Here is a 19,324-nt window from a genome sequence, read left to right as displayed (position 1 = left end):
CTAGGTCACGACGCGCCCGATGGAGTCGTTTCGATACGTTGTGTCAGATTGCTTCTATTTTGAGGCAATGACTCGTGTTCTGGCCGTGAGTACCGTGCTTCCGCCTCATCGCTATTCACAGGCCGAGATCACGGACGAGCTGGCTCGTTGGCTGCCTCCTGGGACCGATCCGGGTCTGCTGCGGCGCGTCCACTCCTCCGCCAAGGTCGACGCACGGCATCTCGCGCTGCCGCTGGACCACTACGGCCGGCTGGGCGGCTTCGGACGGGCCAACGACGCCTATCTGGAGGTGGCGTCCGAGCTCGGAGTGCGCGCCGTCGAACTCGCCCTGGCCGAGGCCGGGCTGCCACCCGAAGAGGTCGATCTGGTGCTCTCGACGTCCGTGACGGGTCTGGCCACGCCGTCGCTGGACGCCCGAGTGGCCGCCGCGGTCGGTCTGCGCCCCGACGTCAAGCGCCTGCCGCTCTTCGGTCTCGGCTGCGCCGGGGGCGCCGCGGGCGTGGCCCGCGTCCACGACTATCTCGTCGGCCGGCCGCGGGACGTGGCGCTGCTGCTGTCCACCGAGCTGTGCTCGCTCACGCTGCAGCCTTCGGACACGTCGATGGCGAACCTCGTCGCCGGGGCGCTCTTCGGCGACGGCGCCGGAGCGCTGCTGGCGGCAGGCCGCGAACACCCGCTTCATCGTGAGGACCGGCGTGCGGGTTCCGGCCCCATCGTCGTCGCAGGCCGCAGCCGTCTGTATCCGGGCACGGAGCGCCTGCTGGGATGGGACATCGGCGAGTGGGGCTTCCGCCTGGTGCTCGGCAGTGACCTGCCCGACGTGATCAGACTCCATGTTGGTGAGGAGATCGCCTCGTTCCTCGCCGCGCACGACCTCAAGCCACCCGACGTGGCGGCCTGGGTCTGCCATCCGGGCGGACCCAAGGTCCTCGACGTCCTCGGTGACGTCCTCGAACTGCCCGACGACGCCTTCGCGCTGAGCCGGCGTTCGCTGGCCCGCGTGGGGAACCTGTCGTCGGCGTCCGTGCTGCACGTACTGCGGGACACCCTCGACGCCGGGCCGCCGGAGCCCGGCTCCCCGGGGCTGATGCTCGCCTTCGGCCCCGGATTCTCCTCCGAACTCGTCCTACTGCGCTGGTGAGCCCGCTGATGATGAACACACACGTCTGCACCGCGTTCCTGCTGCTCGTGCTCCTGGTCGTCCTGGAACGGCTCGCCGAACTCCTCGTCGCCGCCCGCAACACCGCATGGAGCAGGGCGCGCGGCGGCACGGAGTACGGACGCGGCCACTATCCGGCCATGGTGGCGCTGCACACCGCCCTCCTGGCCGGCTGCGTCGTCGAGCCCTGGGCCGCGGGCCGCCCCTTCGTTCCCGTGCTCGGCTGGACCATGCTCGCCGTGACCGTCCTCGCGCAGGCGCTGCGCTGGTGGTGCATCGGCACCCTGGGCCCGCGCTGGAACACCCGGGTCGTGGTGGTCCCGGAGCTCTCGCTGGTCACGTCCGGCCCCTACCGGTGGCTCCGGCACCCCAACTATCTGGCGGTCGTGCTGGAGGGGTTCGCGCTGCCCCTGGTGCACACGGCGTGGGTCACCGCGCTCGGGTTCACCGCGCTGAACCTGGCGTTGCTGACCGTACGCATCCGCTGCGAGGAGGCGGCCCTGGCCGATGTGACACGGCACGCCGCACAGCCGGCGGACGCCGTCCGATGATCGATCTGCTGGTCGCCGGCGGCGGCCCGGCCGGTCTGGCCACGGCCATCCACGGCGCGCTGGCCGGACTGGACGTCGTCGTGGCCGAGCCGCGCCCGACACCGATCGACAAGGCCTGCGGTGAAGGTCTGATGCCGGGGGCCGTACGGGCGCTCGGGACCCTCGGCGTCCGGGTCACCGGCGGACCGTTCCACGGCATCCGCTACGTGGACGGGGTCACGGGGGACACCGCCGAGGCGCGCTTCCGCTCAGGGCACGGCATCGGCGTACGCCGCACGGTGCTGCAGCCGGCGCTGGCCGCGCGCGCGGCGGAGCTGGGCGTGCGGATCGTTCCTCAGCGCCTCGACCGGGTGCTTCAGGACGAGCGGCAGGTGACGGCCGGCGGTCTGACGGCGCGCTACCTGGTGGCCGCCGACGGACTGCACTCCCCCATCCGGCGCGCGCTCGGGCTGTGCGCGCCGCCGGGTCCGCGCCGGGCGGCACGCTACGGTCTGCGCCGTCACTACGCCGTCGCCCCGTGGAGCGATCTGGTCGAGGTGCACTGGTCGGCGCGCTCCGAGGCGTACGTCACCCCTCTCGCACCCGGGCTCGTCGGAGTCGCCGTACTGACCGCGCAGCGGGCTCCGTTCGACGCCCAGCTGGACTGTTTCCCGGCCCTGAGGGCACGGCTGACGGCCGGGGCCGCGAGTGCGGTGCGCGGTGCCGGACCGCTGCGTCAGGGCGTACGCTCACGCGTCGCCGGCCGGGTGCTCCTCGTCGGTGACGCGGCGGGTTACGTCGACGCGCTGACCGGCGAGGGCCTCACGCTCGCCCTGACCGCCGCCGGCGAGCTGGTCCGCTGCGTACGCGCGGGCCGGCCCGAGGCGTACGAGCATGCGTGGCGGCGGCTCTCCCGCAGCTACCGGCTGCTCACGGGTTCGCTGCTGCGGGCCCGGGAGAATCCCTACCTCGCCGCGCGCATCGTTCCGCTCGCGTCCCGGCTGCCGCGCGTGTTCCGGGCGGGAGTCGACCTTCTCGCCTGACGAACCCGGGGCTCTCCCCGGCGCTCAGTCCGGGTGCGGGGCGTGGACGATCGCGACGGGGCAGGCGGCGGTGTGGAGCAGCTCCGAACTCACGGACCCGAGGAGCAGTCTGCGCAGACCGGAGCGGCCGTGGGAACCGACGACCAGGAGGACCGCGCCCTTCGACGACTCCGCCAGGAGGGTCGCCGCCCGCAGCCGTTCGGCGTGGAGTTCGACCGTCACGTCCGGGAAGCGGTCGCGGCGTTTGTCCGCCTCCTCCTTCAGCGCGGCGTGGACCGCGTCGTCGAGGATCTCGAAGTCGGGCGCGGCCATGCCGGGGCCGGTGGGCGTCTCGCCCAGGTGGAAGCTTCCGTGGACGAGTTCGAGGCGCGCGCCGCGCAGCTGGGCCTCGGCGAAGGCGACGTCCAGGGCGCGCGCCGAGACACCGGAGGCGTCGGTGACGTCCACTCCTGCCACGACGCGTTTCTCCGGGGCCGCGGGAGCGTCACCGGGTCGTACGACGATGACGGGGCAGGCGGCATGTGTGGCCACCTGCCAGCTGACCGAGCCGAGCGGCAGGCGCGGGAATCCGCCGCTGCCACGGTGGCCGACGACCGTCCAGAAGGCCTGCGCGGACCGCTCCACGAGCACGGCCGCGGGCCGGCCGGCGACCGCTTCCGCCGTCACCGTGACCCCGGGGAACTCGGTCCGGACCAGCCTCTCCAGGGGCTCCACCACGTCCGTGCCCGGCGCGTCCCGGTCCGGGTGCTCGGAGACGTACAGCAGGTGCAGGGGCAGGCCGTGCAGGGCGGCCTGCCCGGCCGCGCAGCGCACCACGTACTCCTGGCCGTCGCCTTTGTCGACACCGGCCAGCACCGGCCCGTCCGGATTCACGGCACCGTTCCCCATGCGTGCTCCCTGAAGCTCAGCGGCTCTGGTCGTCCTGGCTCGTCGTCCTTGCTCCAGGTTGCGGTGGAGCGTGCGTGGTCGCAGCGCGAGCGGCGACCACTCGGCCGATCGGGGGCCTTCCCGGGACGGCCCCGCCCGCGTACGGACGGGGCCGCCGGGAGCGGCGCCGGGGACTACCGCGCCAGGATCTGCTCGGACACCGACGCCGGAACGGCGGCGTAGCCCGTGGCGCGGGTGGTGAAGGTTCCCCGGCCCTGGGTACGGCTGCGCAGCCGGGACGCGTACCCGAACAGCTCGGCCAGCGGCACGGTCGCGGTGATCACCGCGGTGCCGGCCCGCGCGGTCGAGCCGGAGATCCTGCCGCGCCGCGCCGCGAGGTCGCCGAGCACCCCGCCCACCGCGTCGTCGGGCACGGTGACCGTGACCTCGACCACCGGTTCGAGGAGCGCCATCACGGCGGCGCGCAGCGCCTCCCGCAGGGCGAACCTGCCCGCCGTACGGAACGCCATCTCCGAGGAGTCCTTGGGATGGGTGGCTCCGTCGGCGAGCGTGACCCGCAGCCCGGTCACCGGATGGCCGCCGAGGGGACCCTCGCTCAGGGCGTCCCGGCATCCGGCCTCCACCGCGCGGACGTACTCCTGCGGCACTCGTCCCCCGACGACGGCCGACCGGAACGCGAAGCCGGACGCGCCGCCGCCGTCGGCGGTCGTTTCCAGCGGCTCGACGTCCAGGACGACGTGGGCGAACTGGCCGGCGCCTCCGTCCTGTTTGACGTGCCGGTACAGCAGCCCGGACACGCCGCGGACGACCGTCTCGCGATAGGTCACCCGCGGCGGGCCGACGCCGACGTCCATCCCGTGGGCGCGCCGGATCTTCTCCACCGCGACCTCCAGATGCAGCTCACCCATGCCCGACAGGACCGTCTGGCCGGTCTCGGGATCGGTCCTGACCACCAGCGAGGGATCCTCCTCGGCCAGCCGTGCCAGCGCCGGCGCCAGCCGGTCGGCGTCGAGGCCCGTGCGGGCCTCGACCGCCACGGAGACCACCGGGTCGGCCACGGTGGGCGGTTCCAGGACCAGCGGCGCCGTGGGCGCGCACAGGGTGGCCCCGGCACGGGCACCCTTCGGACCGATCACCGCGACGATGTCCCCGGCGACCGCCCGCCCCACCTCCGCGTGCCGGTCGGCCTGGACCCTCACGATCCGCCCGATCCGCTCGGTGCGACGGGCGCCCACGTCCAGCACGGTGTCCCCCTTCCGTATCGTTCCTGCGTACACACGCAGGTAGGTCATCCGTCCCGTGGCCGTCGCGTTCACCTTGAAGACCAGGGCCGCGAGCGGCGCCGCCGGGTCGGCGGCACGCTCCTGCTCCACGCCGTCCAGACTGCCTCGTACCGGCGGTACGTCCAGCGGCGAGGGAAGGTAGGCCACGACGGCCTGCAGCAGCGGTTCGATGCCGCGGTTGCGGTAGGCCGACCCGCACAACACCACCACGCCCTCACCGCTGTTGGTGACCTCGCGCAGCGCGGCGGCCAGCGTGGGGGTGGAGACCGCGGAGCGGGCGCAGAACTCCTCCAGCGCGACCGGGTGCAGTTCCGCCACCGCCTCCTCGAGCAGCCGGCGGCGCCGGTGTGCCTCCTCCTGAAGGGCGTCGGGCACCGGGCCTTCCTCGAACGTGTCACGGCCGGGGCTCCAGACCAGGGAGCGCATCCGGAGCAGATCCACGACGCCGGTGAATCCGTCCTCGCGTCCGATCGGCAGCTGGACGACCAGCGGCACCGTGCCCAGCCGATCCCGGATCGACGCGACGGCCGTGTCGAGGTCGGCGCCCGCGCGGTCCATCTTGTTGACGAAGGCGATCCGCGGGACGCCGTGCCGGTCGGCCTGCCGCCACACCGACTCGCTCTGCGGTTCGACTCCCGCGACGGCGTCGAACACGGCGACGGCGCCGTCGAGCACGCGCAGGGAGCGCTCCACCTCGTCGGCGAAGTCGACGTGTCCCGGCGTGTCGATGAGGTTGATCCGGTGCCCGTCCCAGTCGCAGCTCACCGCGGCGGCGAAGATGGTGATCCCACGATCGCGCTCCTGCGGGTCGAAGTCGGTGACGGTCGTCCCCTCATGGACCTCGCCCCGCTTGTGGGTGGCACCGGTGAGATACAGGATCCGTTCGGTGACCGTGGTCTTGCCGGCGTCGACGTGGGCGAGGATGCCCAGGTTCCGGACGTCGGTCAGTGGACTGGTGGCATGGCGTTGCAGGTTGGTGCGCACGGCCCGTTGCCTTTCGGGTGATCGGCGGTGATCGAGAAAAGGGCAGCGCGATTCCCGGACGAAGCGGCCTGGGTTCAGGCCGGAGGGGTCCCCCTGATCCGTCGTCATCGCCGGGATACGGCGTGAACGCGACGGGATGGTCCCGGCGGGGTCCCGGCGAGACGGCTCACCGGGCGGAGAGGGGGTCAGGTGTTCGTCACGGATCCCAGTGGCGGCCGCGCAGCCGTCACTGGACGGACGAGGACACCAGGATCACGTCGTACCGTGACCGGGGAGCGACGGCAGCGGTGCGGTGACGCATGGTCGGGCTCCCCTCATCGTTCGTCGGTCGAACGTGTCGAAAGCGCGCGCCGGGATGTCCTGGCTGCGCGTGAGCCGAGTGTAGAGAGCCGGGCTCGGCCGGGGCACGGCATTTTCCCGTCGCCGGGGGCCGGGTACGCAGGCCTGGTACGGGGGCCTGGTACGGGGGCCGCCGGGGAGCCTCGTCCGCCGGGTGGACGGCACCGTGCGGGGCCTCGTACGGGCCCCTGGGTAGCGTGAAAGGCATGGAGCGAGCGGGAGAGCAGGGCGACGCTGCCCCGACCGCCGACGAGGCGACGTTCGCGGCCCGGCACGCACCCGGCTGCACCACGCTGGACGAGCTGGACGGGCTCGTGACGCGGTGCCGCGCCTGCCCCCGGCTGGTGGCGTGGCGCGAGGAGGTCGCCCGGGTCAAACGCGCCGCCTACCAGGACTGGAAGTACTGGGGACGACCGGTCGCCGGATTCGGGCCCGCGGACGCGGCCCTCGCCGTGGTCGGGCTCGCACCGGCCGCGCACGGGGCCAACAGGACGGGGCGGATGTTCACGGGGGACGCGACCGGTGACTTCCTCTTCGCCGCACTGCACGAGGTCGGCCTCGCCTCGCAGCCGACGTCCCGGCACGCCGGGGACGGACTCGTCCTGCACGGCGTACGGCTCACCGCACCCGTGCACTGTGCCCCGCCGGACAACAGGCCCACTCCCGGGGAGAGGGACCGCTGCCGGCCCTGGCTGTCTGCCGAGCTGGACCTTCTCGGCCCCCGGCTGCGCGCCGTCGTCGCGCTCGGCGGCTTCGGCTGGCAGGCCCTGCTGCCGGCACTGCGCGACACGGGGAGGCGGACGCCACGGCCGCGGCCCGCCTTCGGACACGGCGCGCACGTCGTCCTGCCGGCCGAGGGCAGGCATCCGCACCCGCTGCATCTCCTCGGCAGCTACCACCCGAGCCGGCACAACACGTACACCGGGCGGCTCACCTCCGCCATGCTCGTCGACGTGCTGCGCCGTGCCGCCGAACTCGCGGAACTGCACCCGGACGGTCACTCCGGGTGAAGGGATCATGACGCCGAGGAGCCGGCGGACGCCCGTCGCCGGGGCGCGGTGGCCACGCCGGCGTCCCGGGAACGCCTGACGTGGGCAGTCGCGGCGCTACATCCGCACAATGGGTGGCGAGAAGGCTTGGCCTTGCCCATCGCCTCACGGGTCACCGCGGCCGAGCCGCCGGCGTGCCTCAGGCACGCCAGAAGGCGCGCCTCTGGTGTGCCTCCGGTGGAAAGGATCGTCCGGTGCCAGATGACCGGCCGGGGGACGCGACGGGCCCCGGCGTGCTCCGGTCGGAGCCCGGATCCCTGCTGGAACATGTCTCCGTGGCGGTCTTCGGCATCGACGAGGACGACCGGATCTGTTACTGGGGACCCGGCGCACAGGACCTCTTCGGACACGACTCGGCGGCCGTCCTGGCCGGACCCGCCTCGGTCCTCTTCCCGGACACGCCCCAGGACGGCCCTCGGCCGTCCGTGCTGCTCGCCGAGCGTGCCCGGACCCTCGGGTACTGGCGCGGCCGGTTCCCGGCGGTGCAACGTGACGGCACGGTCTTCAGGTGCGGGTTCCGCGTCTTCCCCATGACCGGCTCCATGGGACGCTCGTTCGTGATGGGGCTGGCGAGCCGGAGCGACGAGCTCGACCGGGTGAAGACCAATCTGGCCTTCCTCGACGCGCTCTTCGAGACATGCCCCATCGGCCTGGTGATGCTCGACGAGAACCTTCGGTACGTCCACCTCAATCAGGCGCTCGCCGAGATGGACGGTCTGCCCGTCGAGGACCACCTCGGGCGCTCCGTGGAAGAGGTCATGGTGACGTCCGACGGCGGGGAGTTCCTGCGCCTGATGCGCTCGGTGGCCGGGGAGGGCGGGCCCGTCATCGGCACCCTCGTGGGCCTGCGCACACCGGGGCGCCCCGACCGTGACCAGGTGCGGTCGGTGAGCATGTTCCCACTGAGCCAGGCGGTCGGCAGCCGGCCCGGACTGGGCGGGCTCATGGTCGACGTGACCGAGCGGGAGCAGGCCATTCTGGAGGCGACGGCCGCCCGTCAGCGACTGGATCTGCTCGACCGGGCCACGGCCCGGATCGGCACGTCCCTGGATGTGAACGTCACCGCGCAGGAGCTGGTGGAGGCGGTAGTTCCGGATTTCTGCGACGCCTCCGTCGTGGAACTCGTCGACTGGATGGACGAATCACTGCCGTACGATCCGCAACTGCCGCTGATCACGCACCGGATCGCCTCCGGCACCGAGCTGCCTCCTCCCGCCCCCGAGCTGGTGAGCGGTCTGGAGACCGTGACCTATCCACCCGGGTCCAGGATCCACCGCGTGGTGGAGACGGGCCGCCCGATCTCCTTCCCCGTCAACGAGGACTTCGCGACGTCGACGGCCCTGCACCAGGCCCGCGCACGGCTCCTTCTCGACAGCGGCCTGACCTGCATCCTCATCGCCCCGCTCATCGCCCGGGGCACGGTCCAGGGGCTCACCATGTTCGGGCGTTCCGCGGCCCGCCCGGCGTTCACCGAGCAGGATCTGAGCCTGGCCGGTGAACTGTCCTCCCGTGCGGCCCTCTGCCTCGACAACGCACGCCTGTACAGCCGGGTCCAGGACATCGCGCTCACGCTCCAGCGTGCGCTGCTTCCCACGTCCCTGGACGCCTCTCCGTACGTACAGGTCGCCCACCGCTATGTGCCCGGCAGCCGTGTCACCGAGGTGGGCGGCGACTGGTACGACGTGATCGACCTGTCCGACGACCGCGTCGCGCTCATCGTCGGCGACGTCATGGGACACGGTGTTCGGGCCGCCGCGGACATGGGCCGGCTGCGTATCACCACCGAGACACTCGCCAGGCACAACGAGGAGCCGGACGCCCTGCTCACCGAACTCGACGTGTGCGCGCAGGAGGCGGGCATCGAGCTGGCGACCTGCGTCTACATCGTCTACGACGCGAGGACCGGGCGCGCCCGTATCGCCAACGCCGGCCATCCCCCGCCGTTCGTGCTCCACTCCGACGGAACGGTCGAGACGATCGGCGGGTGCCTCGGCGTACCGCTGGGGGTCGGCGGTCATCCCTTCGGTACGACCGAGATCGAACTCCCCGAAGGCGCCACCCTCGCCCTGTACACCGACGGCCTCATCGAGGCCCGCGGCCGGGACATCGACGAGGGGGCCGACCGGCTCCGCGCCGAACTGAGCCGTGCGTCGGGCCCGCTGGAGGAGGAGGCGGACCGCATCCTCGCCCGTCTGCTGCCCGACCCTCCGGACGACGACACGGTGCTCGTCCTGGCACGGATCCGCCGGGTCGCGTGAGCCGGGCACGGTCGTCACGCGACTTCTCATGACGACTTACCCGCGGAAACACCTTTCCCCGCGCGGCCGGCTGCTCCACCATGGGCTCTTGTTTCCGGCAGGTAACCCCGCGGAGCGCGGCGCGCCCGGGGGCGGGCGGGCCGGTCGTACCGTAGTGGACGAGGAGACGCAAGGGTGCCAGAGCTCCACCACCGGGCCGGTCCGGCGCATGCGGACGGGCAGCCGGACTACAGCGGTCTGTCCGACGCCGAGCTCACCGAACGCATCCGTTCCGGTGCCCCGCAGGCCCATCCGGCCGTGCAGGAGCTCAAACGCCGCCATCTGCCCGCGGTTCTGGCCTACGCACGGCTGTGCGGCCGCAACCAGACCGCCGGGACCCAGCTGGCTCTCCAGGCCCTCCGCCTCGCCTCCGAGGAAGCCTGCCGGGGCATCGAACCCCGTGGGCAGTGGCGGCACCATCTGCTGATGCTCGTTCAGCGCGTGGGTGCCGCCTGGGCCGTGAGCAGCCGTCGGGACCGGCTCGCATCCGACTTCGCCTCGTGGATCGACGAGACCGCACAGTCCACCGCTACCGCACAGACCACCACTACGGCACAGAGCACCACCACGGCGACCGGCGCCGCGACCGGGACGGCCACGGCCACGGCCGGGGAGCCGGGTCCCGGGTCGGCCGCGCCCCGCCGCCGTCCGTCCGAGGCGTCGTCCGACACGTCGTCCGCCATGCTCGCCGGTTTCTACCGGTTGCCGGCGCTGACCCGAGGCGTCGTCTGGTACGCGGTGGTGGACCAGGAGCCGGACGCCACGGTGGCCACCTGTGTCGGCGTCCGGCCGGATCTCGTGGCCGATCTGCGCGCGAAGGCGCCGGAGTCGCTGCGGCGGGCCTTTCTCCAGGCGTACCTGGAGCGCGGGGACCGAAGGTGCCTCGGCTACCGCCGCATCATCGAGGCGGCGGCACGCCCGGGCGACCGCAGGCACAGCGGGGACCTGACGCTGCATCTCGCGGAGTGCCCCCGCTGCACCCGGCTGGTCGCCGAGCTGACCAGGATGGTGGACGACCCCCGGCCGGTCTTCGCCGAGCATCTGGTCGGGTGGGGCGGGGCGGAGTACACCACGCGGCTTCCCGTGCCCGGCCCGGTCGGGACGGCAGGGGCCGGGATCCCCGGCCCCGCCACGACCTCCGGGACCGGGCCAGGGCCGAGGAACCGGCTCGGAGCGGGCGTGGCCGGGTTCCTCGGCGGGTCCGGGACGTGGCAGGGCGACGCGACGACGGCGGGCGGCGCGCGCCGCCCGTCCCGGTCCGCCGTCCTCGTCGCCGCCGTGGCGGCGGCGGTCACCGTCGTCACCGGCACGGTGCTCGTGGCCGCCTCGGGCGACGCCGAACCGTCCGGTGCCGCGGTGGCGCTGCCCACGGCCGCCGTGGTCCCGCCCATCGCATCCCCGTCCGCGGCCCCGTCGGCCGCCCCCACCCGGCAGCCGTCGCAGCGGCCCACCCGCTCCCCGGGTCCGACCACGTCGGCCCCGTCGCCCGAACGTCCGGCGCCCACGCCGTCGAAGAGCGTCCCGCCGCGTCCCGTGCCGATCGTCCCCGGCGCCGGCCACCACCCCGTCGTCAACGCCGACACGGGACTGTGCCTCGACATCGAGGACGGCATCATGGCCAATCGGACCGACGTCATCACCACACGCTGCAACGGCGCCCGCACCCAGCAGTGGAGCCTGGAGCCCGGCGGCCTCCTGCGCAGCGGCGCGGATCCCGACTACTGCCTCGACTCGCGCGGCGACACCGACCGTGGCGCGGGGATCTGGTCGTGCGCCTCCGTGGACGGCAAGAACGGCCTCAACCTGCTCTTCACCGTCGACGCTTCGGGAGCCGTCCGTCCACGGATCGCCCCTGACTTCGCCCTGGAGCCGCTGGGGAGTTCGCAGGGGAGCTCCCTCGGTTTCGACCCGGCCGACGGCGACTCCGACCAGCGGTGGAACGCCGGCACGGCCCGATAGCCCGGGCCGGGTGCCGGCGTCCCGTCGTCCACCGCCGCGGATGTCAGCCGCCCGTCGTCATCGTCACCTGCCCACCGGAGATCGTGTAGCTCGCGTTCGCCTTGCACGGGCCGTAGGTGTACGCGCTGGTGTTGGTGCCCGTACCGGGCTCCGGATCGACGAAGGGCTTGCCCCAGACCGCCTGGGCGTAGGGGATGGACGCGCAGTCGGCCAGGGACTTGTAGTACTCGACGAAGCCGACGCCGGTGGGCTTGAGATAGCCGGCCGAGGCGGCCACGTTCCAGCTGCCGATCGTGGTCCACACGCCGGTGGCGGTGTCGACGACGTAACCGGTCCAGTTGTTGGTGCCGGTCCTGATGATCTCCAGCTGGTACCAGCGGCCCTCGACGTACGGGTAGGTGACGCTGCAGCTGGTGCCGGAGCCGCCGTCGGCGCCCGTGCGGCAGTTGGGGTGGCTGGTGGAGGTGCCGGAGCCGAAGACGCTGAAGACGGCCAGACCGCTGTTGCCCGGGCGCGGCTGGAGGCCGACGTAGCCGACCTGGCCGGACTTGAAGTAGTACTGCTGCGCCCAGTAGTAGCCGGACGCGTCGGGCTGGCTGATGACCTTGAGCGGGAAGGCGAGCTTCTCCAGGCCCTCGGCGGGCGCGCCGGTGATGGAGTACGAGTTGGAGACCATACCTCCTGGGGTGACGGCCGCGGCCGCGGGTCCCGTCGAGTAGAGGAGGCAGGCGAGTGCTCCGGCGAACACACCTGCGCCGGCGCCGAGGCGCCGCCGCAGGCCGGTGCGCCGGTTCGTACCCGGACGCCTGCGTTCATCTGCGTGTGGCGTGTGCGCCGTGCGAGTCGTACGGGTCATACGGGTGATGCGGGTCATGCGATCGTCCCTTCCGGTCAGCCGAGCTTGACGGTGACCTTCTGGGTGGCGCCGTAACTGCCGCTGAGGTCGCCGAAGGTCAGGGTGAGCGCGGAGCCCGTCCCGGTCGCGGTGACCGAGGGCGCGGTGGAGAGCACGGATGCGACCCTGCGCTTCCAGGTGAGGGTGAGGCTCTGGACGGTGCGGGAGGGGTCGGCGACCGCGATGGTCGCCGTGCCGTCGCGGCGTTCGCGGATCTGGACGCTCACGGGTGCGCTCACCGTGACGGTGCCGACCGTGCCGGGACTCCAGAAGTTGATGCCCGTGAAGCCGCGCGAGGGGACCCGGACGCCTTGGTGGCCGGCGTCGTTGGCGAGGATCTGCAGCCAGTCGTGGTCCAGGGCCCGTGCCGCGGTGCGCAACTGGCCGGCACCGGGCATCAGGATGTACGCGTACGAGGCGTCCTGGGGGTCGGTGCCGTGGTCCTGCCAGAGCGTCAGATAGCGGCGAGTGAAGGGCTGGGGAGAGCTTCCGGTGTTGATGTCCTTCCAGGCGCCGGTGCGCTCCTCGCGCAGGGCGGTGAGTGCGGTGCCGCCGGGGAAGACATAGCCGGCGTGGCCGTCGATGTGCGCCCAGGACGTGTGCTTGCGGGTGGCCGTCCAGCCCTGGGTGGCGGGCTGACGGATGCCGTTGATGCTCAGGGCCGCGGTCCCGGCGGCACCCAGATTGCGGTTGTCCACGGTCGTCTCGACGCCTGCGCCGTCGGCCGAGGTGATCCCGGCGCCCAGGCAGACCACGCAGTCGTCGAGGAAGAACCACGACTTCTTGGCCTCCATGGTGCTGGTGACGCCCTGCAGATGCTGGCCCGCGGTCCCGTACTCGCCGTCGGTGGTTCCGCCCACCCAGCCGGTGGCGGGCTTCGGGTTGCCCCAGTTGCCGCCGACGCCGTCGGGCAGCGGCTTCCTGGAGACGGTGATGCCGGGCAGCCGGTACGGGTCGACGGTCGGCCAGTAGGCGTCCGAGTACTGCTCGAGTCCGTGGTCGTCGCCCCACCAGGAGAGCCAGCCGGACCCTGTGTGGTAGCCGCGGGCGTGCTCGCCGTTGCCGAACTCGTAGTGGGCGATGCGCCGGGAGGCCATGCTGAGCGACGCGGCCCAGTCGCGTCTGCGGTGGGTGGCGCGGTCCATGTTGTGGAAGACCCGGTGCACGCTCGGCTCGGGAGACGCCTTGACGGTGTCGTCGTCGAACAGGGCCTGCAGCCGGGCGGTGTTGACGAGGCTGAGTTTGGGGTTCTTCAGGGCGGGGCCGTAGTGGTCGCGCTGGAGCCAGCCCTTGACCATGGCCCTCCAGCGGGCTTCCTCCGCCGGGCCGGCGCCCTGGCCGAGGAGGACGATGGAGGCCATCACGCCATGGGCGCGGGTGTGGTCGTCCTGGGCGAGCTGGAAGGTGTCGGACACCGTCAGACCGCGGCTGATGCCGCGGCTGGAGACGTTGTCCATCATCAGCCCGTTGTAGATGAACGGGGCGATCGCCTTCTCGATGGTGTCGAGGAAGAGCCGGCTCGCCGGGTCGTCGACCTGCCATGCGGAGCCGCGCAGTAGCGCGAGCAGCCGGCCCAGACCGTCGTTGAGGACGGCGCCGTAGCCCCCGATGTACGGGATGTTCGTGTGCTGGATGAACGAGCCGTCGGCGTAGAAGCCGTCCCCTGTGGTGACGTACGGGAAGACGGGTGACAGCGCGTCCCGGCCGACGACGATCTTCGCGGCGCTGTCGCCGACGACGCCGCGCAGGACGAGCACCCGGCACAGGTCGACCCGGTTGGCGCCGGTGCTGGTGCCGGTGTAATTCGACACGGCCGAGTCGGGCACGTACGCGTCCACGGCGGCGCAGTAGGTGGCGATCTGCTGCGGTGACAGGTGCTCATGGAGCAGTACGGCGATGTCCATCAGCGTCTGCGGTGAGCCGATCTGGAAGTTCCACCAGTTGCCGAAGCGCGGCTTGGAGGCGCTGTAGACGTCGGTACAGAGGTGGTCCAGTCCGGCGATGACGGCGTCCTTGAGGGCGGCGTCCCCGGTCAGTCCCGTGCCCGGCTGGCAGTAGGCCTGCGCCATGGTGCTCAGCCGGTTGAAGCTGTCGTTCATCCGCTGCGAATAGCCGTACGACTCCTGGTCGGTGTCCGGGGCCGGGTCGCGGTAGTCGAGGTCGGGCCAGAGCGACCCGCTCGCCGGTGCCATGGCGCTCCGGAAGGAGGCGGCCTGTGTGCCGAGGGTGGCGAGTTTGGTTCTGAACGGCTCGGCGGTGGGGCTGAAGCTCTCCCCGAGTATCAGTGCGCGCCACTTGGTGCGCAGCGCCGCGAAGGCGTCGTCCGCGGCCGCGGCCGCCTCCGGTGCGCTGTGAGGGAGCGAGGGCTCGGCCCCGTGCTCTGCTGCCGCCGGGCCGGCCAGGCCGAGCGTGAGGGCTGAACCGCCGGTGGTGGCGAGGAAACCGCGACGGGACCAGACAGACGTCATGGGAGCTCCGGGGAGGAGGAGGCGGAGGACAGCGGGTCACCAGAAGGAGCAAGCGGTTTCTAGCACGCAATCACTCAATCGCTCAAGAAAGAAAACCAAACTGATCGTTCGATCATCCAGGCTGGGGCGGCGCTCTTCCACGGCCTGCCTACACTCGGGCGGCTGGAACCGAGGACGGGAGCGGGCGGATGGACGCGGGAGCCGGCAAGGGCAGGGTGCTGGTCGTGGACGACGATCCGGCGATCCGGCGGGCGCTGGAACGGGGGCTGCGGCTGGCGGGCTTCTCCGTGTCCCTGGCCGACGGAGGGCGGCCCGCCCTGGACCGGGTACGGGAGCAGCCTGCCGATGTCGTCGTGCTGGACATCTCGATGCCGGACATCGACGGCATCGAGGTGTGCCGGACCCTGCGCGAGGACGGCGACGACGTGCCCGTACTGATGCTCTCCGCGCTCGACGAGACGGCCGACCGGATAGCCGGCCTGCAGGCGGGCGGGGACGACTACCTGGTCAAGCCGTTCGCCTTGCAGGAGCTGGTGCTGCGCCTGGACGCGCTGCTGCGCAGGCGACCGCCCAGGGAGACGGACGTCGTGCGTACCGGCCCGCTGGTGCTGGATCCGGCGGCCCGCGAGGCGCGGATCTCAGGCGAGCCGCTGTCGCTGACCCGGCGGGAGTTCGAGCTCCTGGAGGTCCTCGCCCGCAACACGGGGATCGTGCTCACGAGGGACCAACTGCTCGACCGGGTCTGGGGGTACGACTTCGAGGTGCGCACGGACGCCGTCGACACCTTCGTCAGCTATCTGCGGCGCAAGCTGGAGAACGGCGGCCGCGCCCGGTGCGTCCACACGGTGCGGGGAGTCGGCTTCGTCCTGCGCTGGGAAGACTGGGGGCAGAGCGGATGAAACTCTCCACCCGTATCGCACTCGCCGTCGGCATCACGGTGCCGGTGCTGGTCCTGGCGGCCGGCTGGCTGCTGCTCCACCTGGTCGCGCGTGATCTGCACGCGCAACAGGACGCCCATCTGCGGGAGCGGGCGGCACAGGTCACGGGAGATGCCCGCCGGCTGCTGCGGGTCACGGCGGCCGACCGGCCGGCCGCCGTGGAGCAGGCGCGTGAGCGGCAGTTGTACGCCTCGGCGCTGGATGTCGGCATCCGGCTGGCCGGACCCGGGGGAACCGTCTCGGGCGGTCCTCAGCCAGGCGCGGCCGTCGCGCTCCCCCGCAGCGCGCCACGGCCGGTGACCGTCGAGGGCGGGGGCGACAGCTGGCGCGTGCTGTCGGTACGCGTACGGGGTGCGCGAGCCGGTGTCGACGGCACGCTGTGGCTCTTCTCGCCCGACACGGCGAGCCGGGGCCAACTGGTGCTCGTCCGCAGACGTGTGGTGACCGTGGCCCTCCTGGCCGCTCCGGTGGCAGGTCTGCTGGGCCTGGCGGTCGCCTCCCGGGCCGCGCGCCCGCTGCGGCGCCTGCAGCGGCGCACCAGCGGGCTGGACCCGAGGGCCGACGCGGCCCGGCTGGAGCACACCCCGACCGGCGTCACCGAGGTCGACGACCTCGCCCGGACCCTGCACACCGTGCTCGCGCGCTACGACGAACAGGCCGCCAGGACCGCCGGAGCTCTGGACACCGCGCGGTCCTTCGCGGCCGCCGCCGCCCATGAACTGCGCACGCCGCTGATGAGCATGCAGACGAACCTGGACGTCCTCACCGAGCATCCGGGGCTCGGCCCGGCCGAGCGGACGGAGGTGCTCGGCGATCTGCACACCGAGCACTCACGGATGCTGGGGCTGCTGGTGATGCTGCGGGAACTCGGCCGCGGCGACCTGGTGGAGGCCGACGCCTTCGGCCCCGTGGACCTCGCGGACGTGATCGACGCCTCGGTCGCCGATGCCCGGCGCAGGCACCCCTCGGCGGAGATCCGTGTACCGGTGCTGCCGCGCACCGGCGTGTACGGATGGGAGCCCGGGCTGCGCACGATCGTCGACAACCTCCTCGCCAACGCCCTGGTCCACGGGCGCAGCGGTGACGGCGTGGCCCGTATCGAGGTGGGTCTGCGCACGGGCGGCACCGGCGCGGAGCCGGTCGCGGTGCTGACGGTGGACGACCAGGGGCCCGGCGTGCCGCCGTCGCGGCGCGAGGCGGTGTTCGATCGCTTCCGGCGCGGACCGGACAGCCCCGGCTCGGGGCTCGGCCTGACCCTCGTCGCACAGCAGGCGGCCCTGCACCGGGGGCGGGTGCGGGTCCAGGACGGGCCGTCGGGCGGCGGCACCCGGCTCGAGGTCCGCCTCCCGGTGCGGGGGGAGACCGTGCCCGCGCTCCCGGCCCAGCGTGACTGGCTGATCGGAACGGCCCGGCGCCCACAAGGTTTCCACAAGGACGGTGCCTAACGTCCGGGCCAGGCGCGGGCGCACGGCCCCGCGCGGTGCTCCAGGAGGTACACCGACATGAGGACCGCCACGACCACTGCCCTGGCTCTCACCACTGTCGCGACGCTGCTCGCCACGGTGGGAGCGGCCTCGGCCGACAGCGGGACACCGTCGCCGGGCAGCACGCCGACGGGTGACGGCGCGAAGGCCCTGTGCAAGCGGGTGCCGAAGATCGAGAAGCGGCTGGAGCGTGCCCTGGACCGCCTCCAGGGCGACGCGGCGCAGCGCGGCTCCATCAGCCGGCTGGAGAAGCGCGTCCAGAACGCCCGGAAGGCCGGTCACAGCGAGATAGAGACCTACCTCAACGACAAGCTCACCTTCCGGCGTTCGCTCGTTCCGACGCTGGAGAAGCGCCAGAAGGACCTGGCCCCGGTGAAGGCCTGGTGCAAGGCGAACAAGGACGGGGCCGGGAAGTGACGGCCGCCCGCCGCACCGCCGTCGGCATCGCCGTTGCCGCCGTCTGCTTCGCGGGCCTGACGGGCTGCGGTCCGGGCGGCGACGGAACGGACGGCGGCGCGGCCGAGGCGCCGGTGACCACCGGCCCGTCGGAGATCGGCGAGATGCAGAAGCTCGTGGACGCCGCGGAATCGGCCGCCGCCGAAGCCGAGTCGGCGACGGCGGACGACGACTGAGCACCTCCAGGTGCGCGCCGGCCGGAGCCCGCGGGGCCCGGCCGGCGCCCGCCCGCGGCGACCCCGCCCGGACGACCGGGGCCTCGGGCGAGGGCACGTCGGCGGCCGTCGCCGCCCGCTCCACATGCTCGGCTTCATCGACTCGCGCCGCAGCCCGGTCAGGGTGCCGGCGGTGTGCGGCAGCTGCGGGGTGCGCTCGCCCTCCAGATACGGGAGCAGGACGAGACCGGAGGAGCCCGGGTACCCAACTGGTCCATGCCGATCTGCACAACCACACGCTGATGCCGGACTGCGACGGCGATCCCGCGCTGGCGTTCGCCTCCATGCGCGAAGCCGGACTCGACGTGGCGGCGCTCACCGACCACACCACCCTCTTCGCGATCAACGGGCTGACCCAGAGCGAATGGGACCGCACCCGCCAGCTCGCGGACGCGGCGGACGACCCCGGCGCGTACACCGCGATACGCGGTCGAGCGGTCCCACCCGGATCGATTGGGCTCGCTGTACTCGTGACTCGGCAGCCGCAACGGCGTCGCCGGCTTCAACCACCCGTGCCGCGAGGCGGGGCGCTTCGACAACTTCGCGCACGTCCTCGCGGCACGCGAGAAGATGGTCAGCGTCGAGATGTTCAACCGCGGTGACGACTATCTGTTCGACGGCTGGGCGGACCGGCGGTCGTCCCCCCTCAACGCCTGCCTCAACGCCGGCCGGCGGACCGGCATCACCGGTGTGAGCGACCACCACGGCACGGAGTGGGGCCACCCGGAAGGGGTGGACCGGGCCGGGCTGTGGGTCACCGAGAACACCCGGGCCGGTGTCCTCGAAGCCCTGCGGCCCCGCCGCTTCTTCGCGACCCGCTACTGGGTCTGTTCGCGGTGCACCGGGCTTCAGCCCGGTGGTGAAGCGAATCTTTGGCCCGCTCTGACCTCAGCTGCCTGTACGGATCCGCGCTGTTGCCCTGAGCCCCGGTCAGAGCGGCTGGTTCTGCTGCTCGATGTACTCCTTCACGATGCTTAGCGGCGCGCCGCCGACGGACCCGGCGAAGTATGAGCCGGACCACAAGCGCTATGCCCGCCAGTAGTGGCGGACGAGGTCGGGGAACTCCTGGCGGAGTCTGCGCGAGGCACGCCCTTGAGGGAGTTGACCAGCCTGGACACGGCGACCTTCGGCGGGAAGTTCACGAGCAGGTGGACGTGGTTGGCCTCGCCGTTGAACTCCACCAGCTCGGCCTCGAAGTCCTCGCACACGGCCCGCATGATCTCCTCGCACCGCGTCACGTGCTGTCCGGAGAAGACGGAGTGCCGGTACTTCGTCACGAAAACCAAGTGGACGTGCATGCGGAAGGTACAGCGAAGACCCGGTGCAAACGTTCTCAT

Annotated in this window: 15 protein-coding genes and 1 pseudogene; 11 read left to right on the top strand and 5 right to left on the bottom strand. The window is 72.4% G+C overall.

Going from position 1 to position 19,324, the window contains the following annotated elements; translation table 11 throughout:
* Positions 1–67: 67 nt before the first annotated feature.
* The 3 genes from OG766_RS35570 to OG766_RS35560 are packed head-to-tail and all read left to right on the top strand — an operon-like array spanning position 68 to position 2,732.
* Positions 68–1,141 (top strand): type III polyketide synthase, encoded by a 1,074-nt coding sequence (locus tag OG766_RS35570; RefSeq protein ID WP_328727248.1) that lies wholly within the window; start codon positions 68–70, stop codon positions 1,139–1,141.
* 8 nt (positions 1,142–1,149) lie between these two features.
* Complete coding sequence (locus tag OG766_RS35565; protein WP_328727247.1) at positions 1,150–1,710, top strand: isoprenylcysteine carboxyl methyltransferase family protein; 561 nt, start codon at positions 1,150–1,152, stop codon at positions 1,708–1,710.
* Positions 1,707–2,732, top strand: a complete 1,026-nt coding sequence (locus OG766_RS35560; protein WP_328727246.1) for an NAD(P)/FAD-dependent oxidoreductase — start codon at positions 1,707–1,709, stop codon at positions 2,730–2,732. The genes OG766_RS35565 and OG766_RS35560 overlap by 4 nt, the downstream gene beginning before the upstream one ends.
* A gap of 24 nt (positions 2,733–2,756) precedes the next feature.
* On the opposite strand, the gene OG766_RS35555 is transcribed toward OG766_RS35560, so the two are convergent.
* Both OG766_RS35555 and fusA read right to left on the bottom strand, forming a co-directional pair.
* Entirely contained in the window at positions 2,757–3,620 is an 864-nt protein-coding gene (locus OG766_RS35555) for a universal stress protein (RefSeq protein ID WP_266389499.1), read from the bottom strand.
* 173 nt (positions 3,621–3,793) lie between these two features.
* Entirely contained in the window at positions 3,794–5,887 is a 2,094-nt protein-coding gene (gene fusA / locus OG766_RS35550; RefSeq protein ID WP_328727245.1) for an elongation factor G, read from the bottom strand.
* Positions 5,888–6,432: 545 nt separating this feature from the next.
* Between fusA and OG766_RS35545 the strand changes: the two genes are divergently transcribed.
* The 3 genes from OG766_RS35545 to OG766_RS35535 all read left to right on the top strand — a co-directional run bounded on the left by OG766_RS35545 (position 6,433) and on the right by OG766_RS35535 (position 11,531).
* Positions 6,433–7,236 (top strand): uracil-DNA glycosylase, encoded by an 804-nt coding sequence (locus OG766_RS35545; protein WP_266389493.1) that lies wholly within the window; start codon positions 6,433–6,435, stop codon positions 7,234–7,236.
* Positions 7,237–7,469: 233 nt separating this feature from the next.
* Entirely contained in the window at positions 7,470–9,533 is a 2,064-nt protein-coding gene (locus tag OG766_RS35540) for a SpoIIE family protein phosphatase (RefSeq protein ID WP_328727244.1), read from the top strand.
* A 174-nt stretch (positions 9,534–9,707) separates the two neighbouring features.
* A complete protein-coding gene (locus OG766_RS35535; RefSeq protein ID WP_328727243.1) occupies positions 9,708–11,531 on the top strand; it encodes an RICIN domain-containing protein in 1,824 nt (607 codons plus the stop codon).
* 43 nt (positions 11,532–11,574) lie between these two features.
* Here the strand turns inward: OG766_RS35535 and OG766_RS35530 are convergent, their stop codons facing one another.
* Positions 11,575–12,405: a DUF3472 domain-containing protein gene (locus tag OG766_RS35530; protein ID WP_328727242.1), complete on the bottom strand. Its 831-nt coding sequence runs from the start codon at positions 12,403–12,405 to the stop codon at positions 11,575–11,577.
* 17 nt (positions 12,406–12,422) lie between these two features.
* Positions 12,423–14,894, bottom strand: coding sequence for a polysaccharide lyase 8 family protein (locus OG766_RS35525; protein WP_328727241.1), 2,472 nt, complete (start codon positions 14,892–14,894; stop codon positions 12,423–12,425).
* A gap of 188 nt (positions 14,895–15,082) precedes the next feature.
* Here OG766_RS35525 and OG766_RS35520 point away from each other — a divergent pair, with 188 nt between their 5' ends.
* The 5 genes from OG766_RS35520 (at position 15,083) to OG766_RS35500 (ending at position 18,965) form a co-directional block, all read left to right on the top strand.
* Positions 15,083–15,793, top strand: a complete 711-nt coding sequence (locus OG766_RS35520; protein WP_328727240.1) for a response regulator transcription factor — start codon at positions 15,083–15,085, stop codon at positions 15,791–15,793.
* On the top strand, positions 15,790–17,277 hold the full coding sequence (locus tag OG766_RS35515) for a sensor histidine kinase (protein WP_266389477.1): 1,488 nt from the start codon (positions 15,790–15,792) through the stop codon (positions 17,275–17,277). Before OG766_RS35520 ends, OG766_RS35515 begins: the two co-directional genes overlap by 4 nt.
* A gap of 57 nt (positions 17,278–17,334) precedes the next feature.
* Positions 17,335–17,733 (top strand): hypothetical protein, encoded by a 399-nt coding sequence (locus tag OG766_RS35510; RefSeq protein ID WP_328727239.1) that lies wholly within the window; start codon positions 17,335–17,337, stop codon positions 17,731–17,733.
* Complete coding sequence (locus OG766_RS35505; protein ID WP_328727238.1) at positions 17,730–17,948, top strand: hypothetical protein; 219 nt, start codon at positions 17,730–17,732, stop codon at positions 17,946–17,948. The genes OG766_RS35510 and OG766_RS35505 overlap by 4 nt, the downstream gene beginning before the upstream one ends.
* A 609-nt stretch (positions 17,949–18,557) precedes the next feature.
* Positions 18,558–18,965, top strand: coding sequence for a hypothetical protein (locus OG766_RS35500; RefSeq protein ID WP_328727592.1), 408 nt, complete (start codon positions 18,558–18,560; stop codon positions 18,963–18,965).
* Here the strand turns inward: OG766_RS35500 and tnpA are convergent.
* Positions 18,918–19,324: pseudogene (tnpA, locus tag OG766_RS35495) on the bottom strand (IS200/IS605 family transposase). The gene OG766_RS35500 and the pseudogene tnpA sit on opposite strands and share 48 nt — an antisense overlap.

Origin of the sequence: Streptomyces sp. NBC_00259 (assembly GCF_036181745.1) — a bacterium.
Classification (GTDB): domain Bacteria; phylum Actinomycetota; class Actinomycetes; order Streptomycetales; family Streptomycetaceae; genus Streptomyces; species Streptomyces pratisoli.
Note: the sequence above shows the minus strand (reverse complement) of the source record. Positions and strands in the feature narration are given on the sequence as shown.

Bases quoted from the DNA above. Each gene is read 5' to 3' on its own strand.
- OG766_RS35530 (WP_328727242.1), bottom strand. From the start codon at position 12,405: ATGACCCGCATCACCCGTATGACCCGTACGACTCGCACGGCGCACACG.
- OG766_RS35565 (WP_328727247.1), top strand. From the start codon at position 1,150: ATGATGAACACACACGTCTGCACCGCGTTCCTGCTGCTCGTGCTCCTG.
- OG766_RS35520 (WP_328727240.1), top strand. From the start codon at position 15,083: ATGGACGCGGGAGCCGGCAAGGGCAGGGTGCTGGTCGTGGACGACGAT.
- OG766_RS35515 (WP_266389477.1), top strand. From the start codon at position 15,790: ATGAAACTCTCCACCCGTATCGCACTCGCCGTCGGCATCACGGTGCCG.
- OG766_RS35500 (WP_328727592.1), top strand. From the start codon at position 18,558: ATGGTCAGCGTCGAGATGTTCAACCGCGGTGACGACTATCTGTTCGAC.
- OG766_RS35545 (WP_266389493.1), top strand. From the start codon at position 6,433: ATGGAGCGAGCGGGAGAGCAGGGCGACGCTGCCCCGACCGCCGACGAG.
- OG766_RS35510 (WP_328727239.1), top strand. From the start codon at position 17,335: ATGAGGACCGCCACGACCACTGCCCTGGCTCTCACCACTGTCGCGACG.
- OG766_RS35560 (WP_328727246.1), top strand. From the start codon at position 1,707: ATGATCGATCTGCTGGTCGCCGGCGGCGGCCCGGCCGGTCTGGCCACG.
- OG766_RS35570 (WP_328727248.1), top strand. From the start codon at position 68: ATGACTCGTGTTCTGGCCGTGAGTACCGTGCTTCCGCCTCATCGCTAT.
- OG766_RS35525 (WP_328727241.1), bottom strand. From the start codon at position 14,894: ATGACGTCTGTCTGGTCCCGTCGCGGTTTCCTCGCCACCACCGGCGGT.
- OG766_RS35555 (WP_266389499.1), bottom strand. From the start codon at position 3,620: ATGGGGAACGGTGCCGTGAATCCGGACGGGCCGGTGCTGGCCGGTGTC.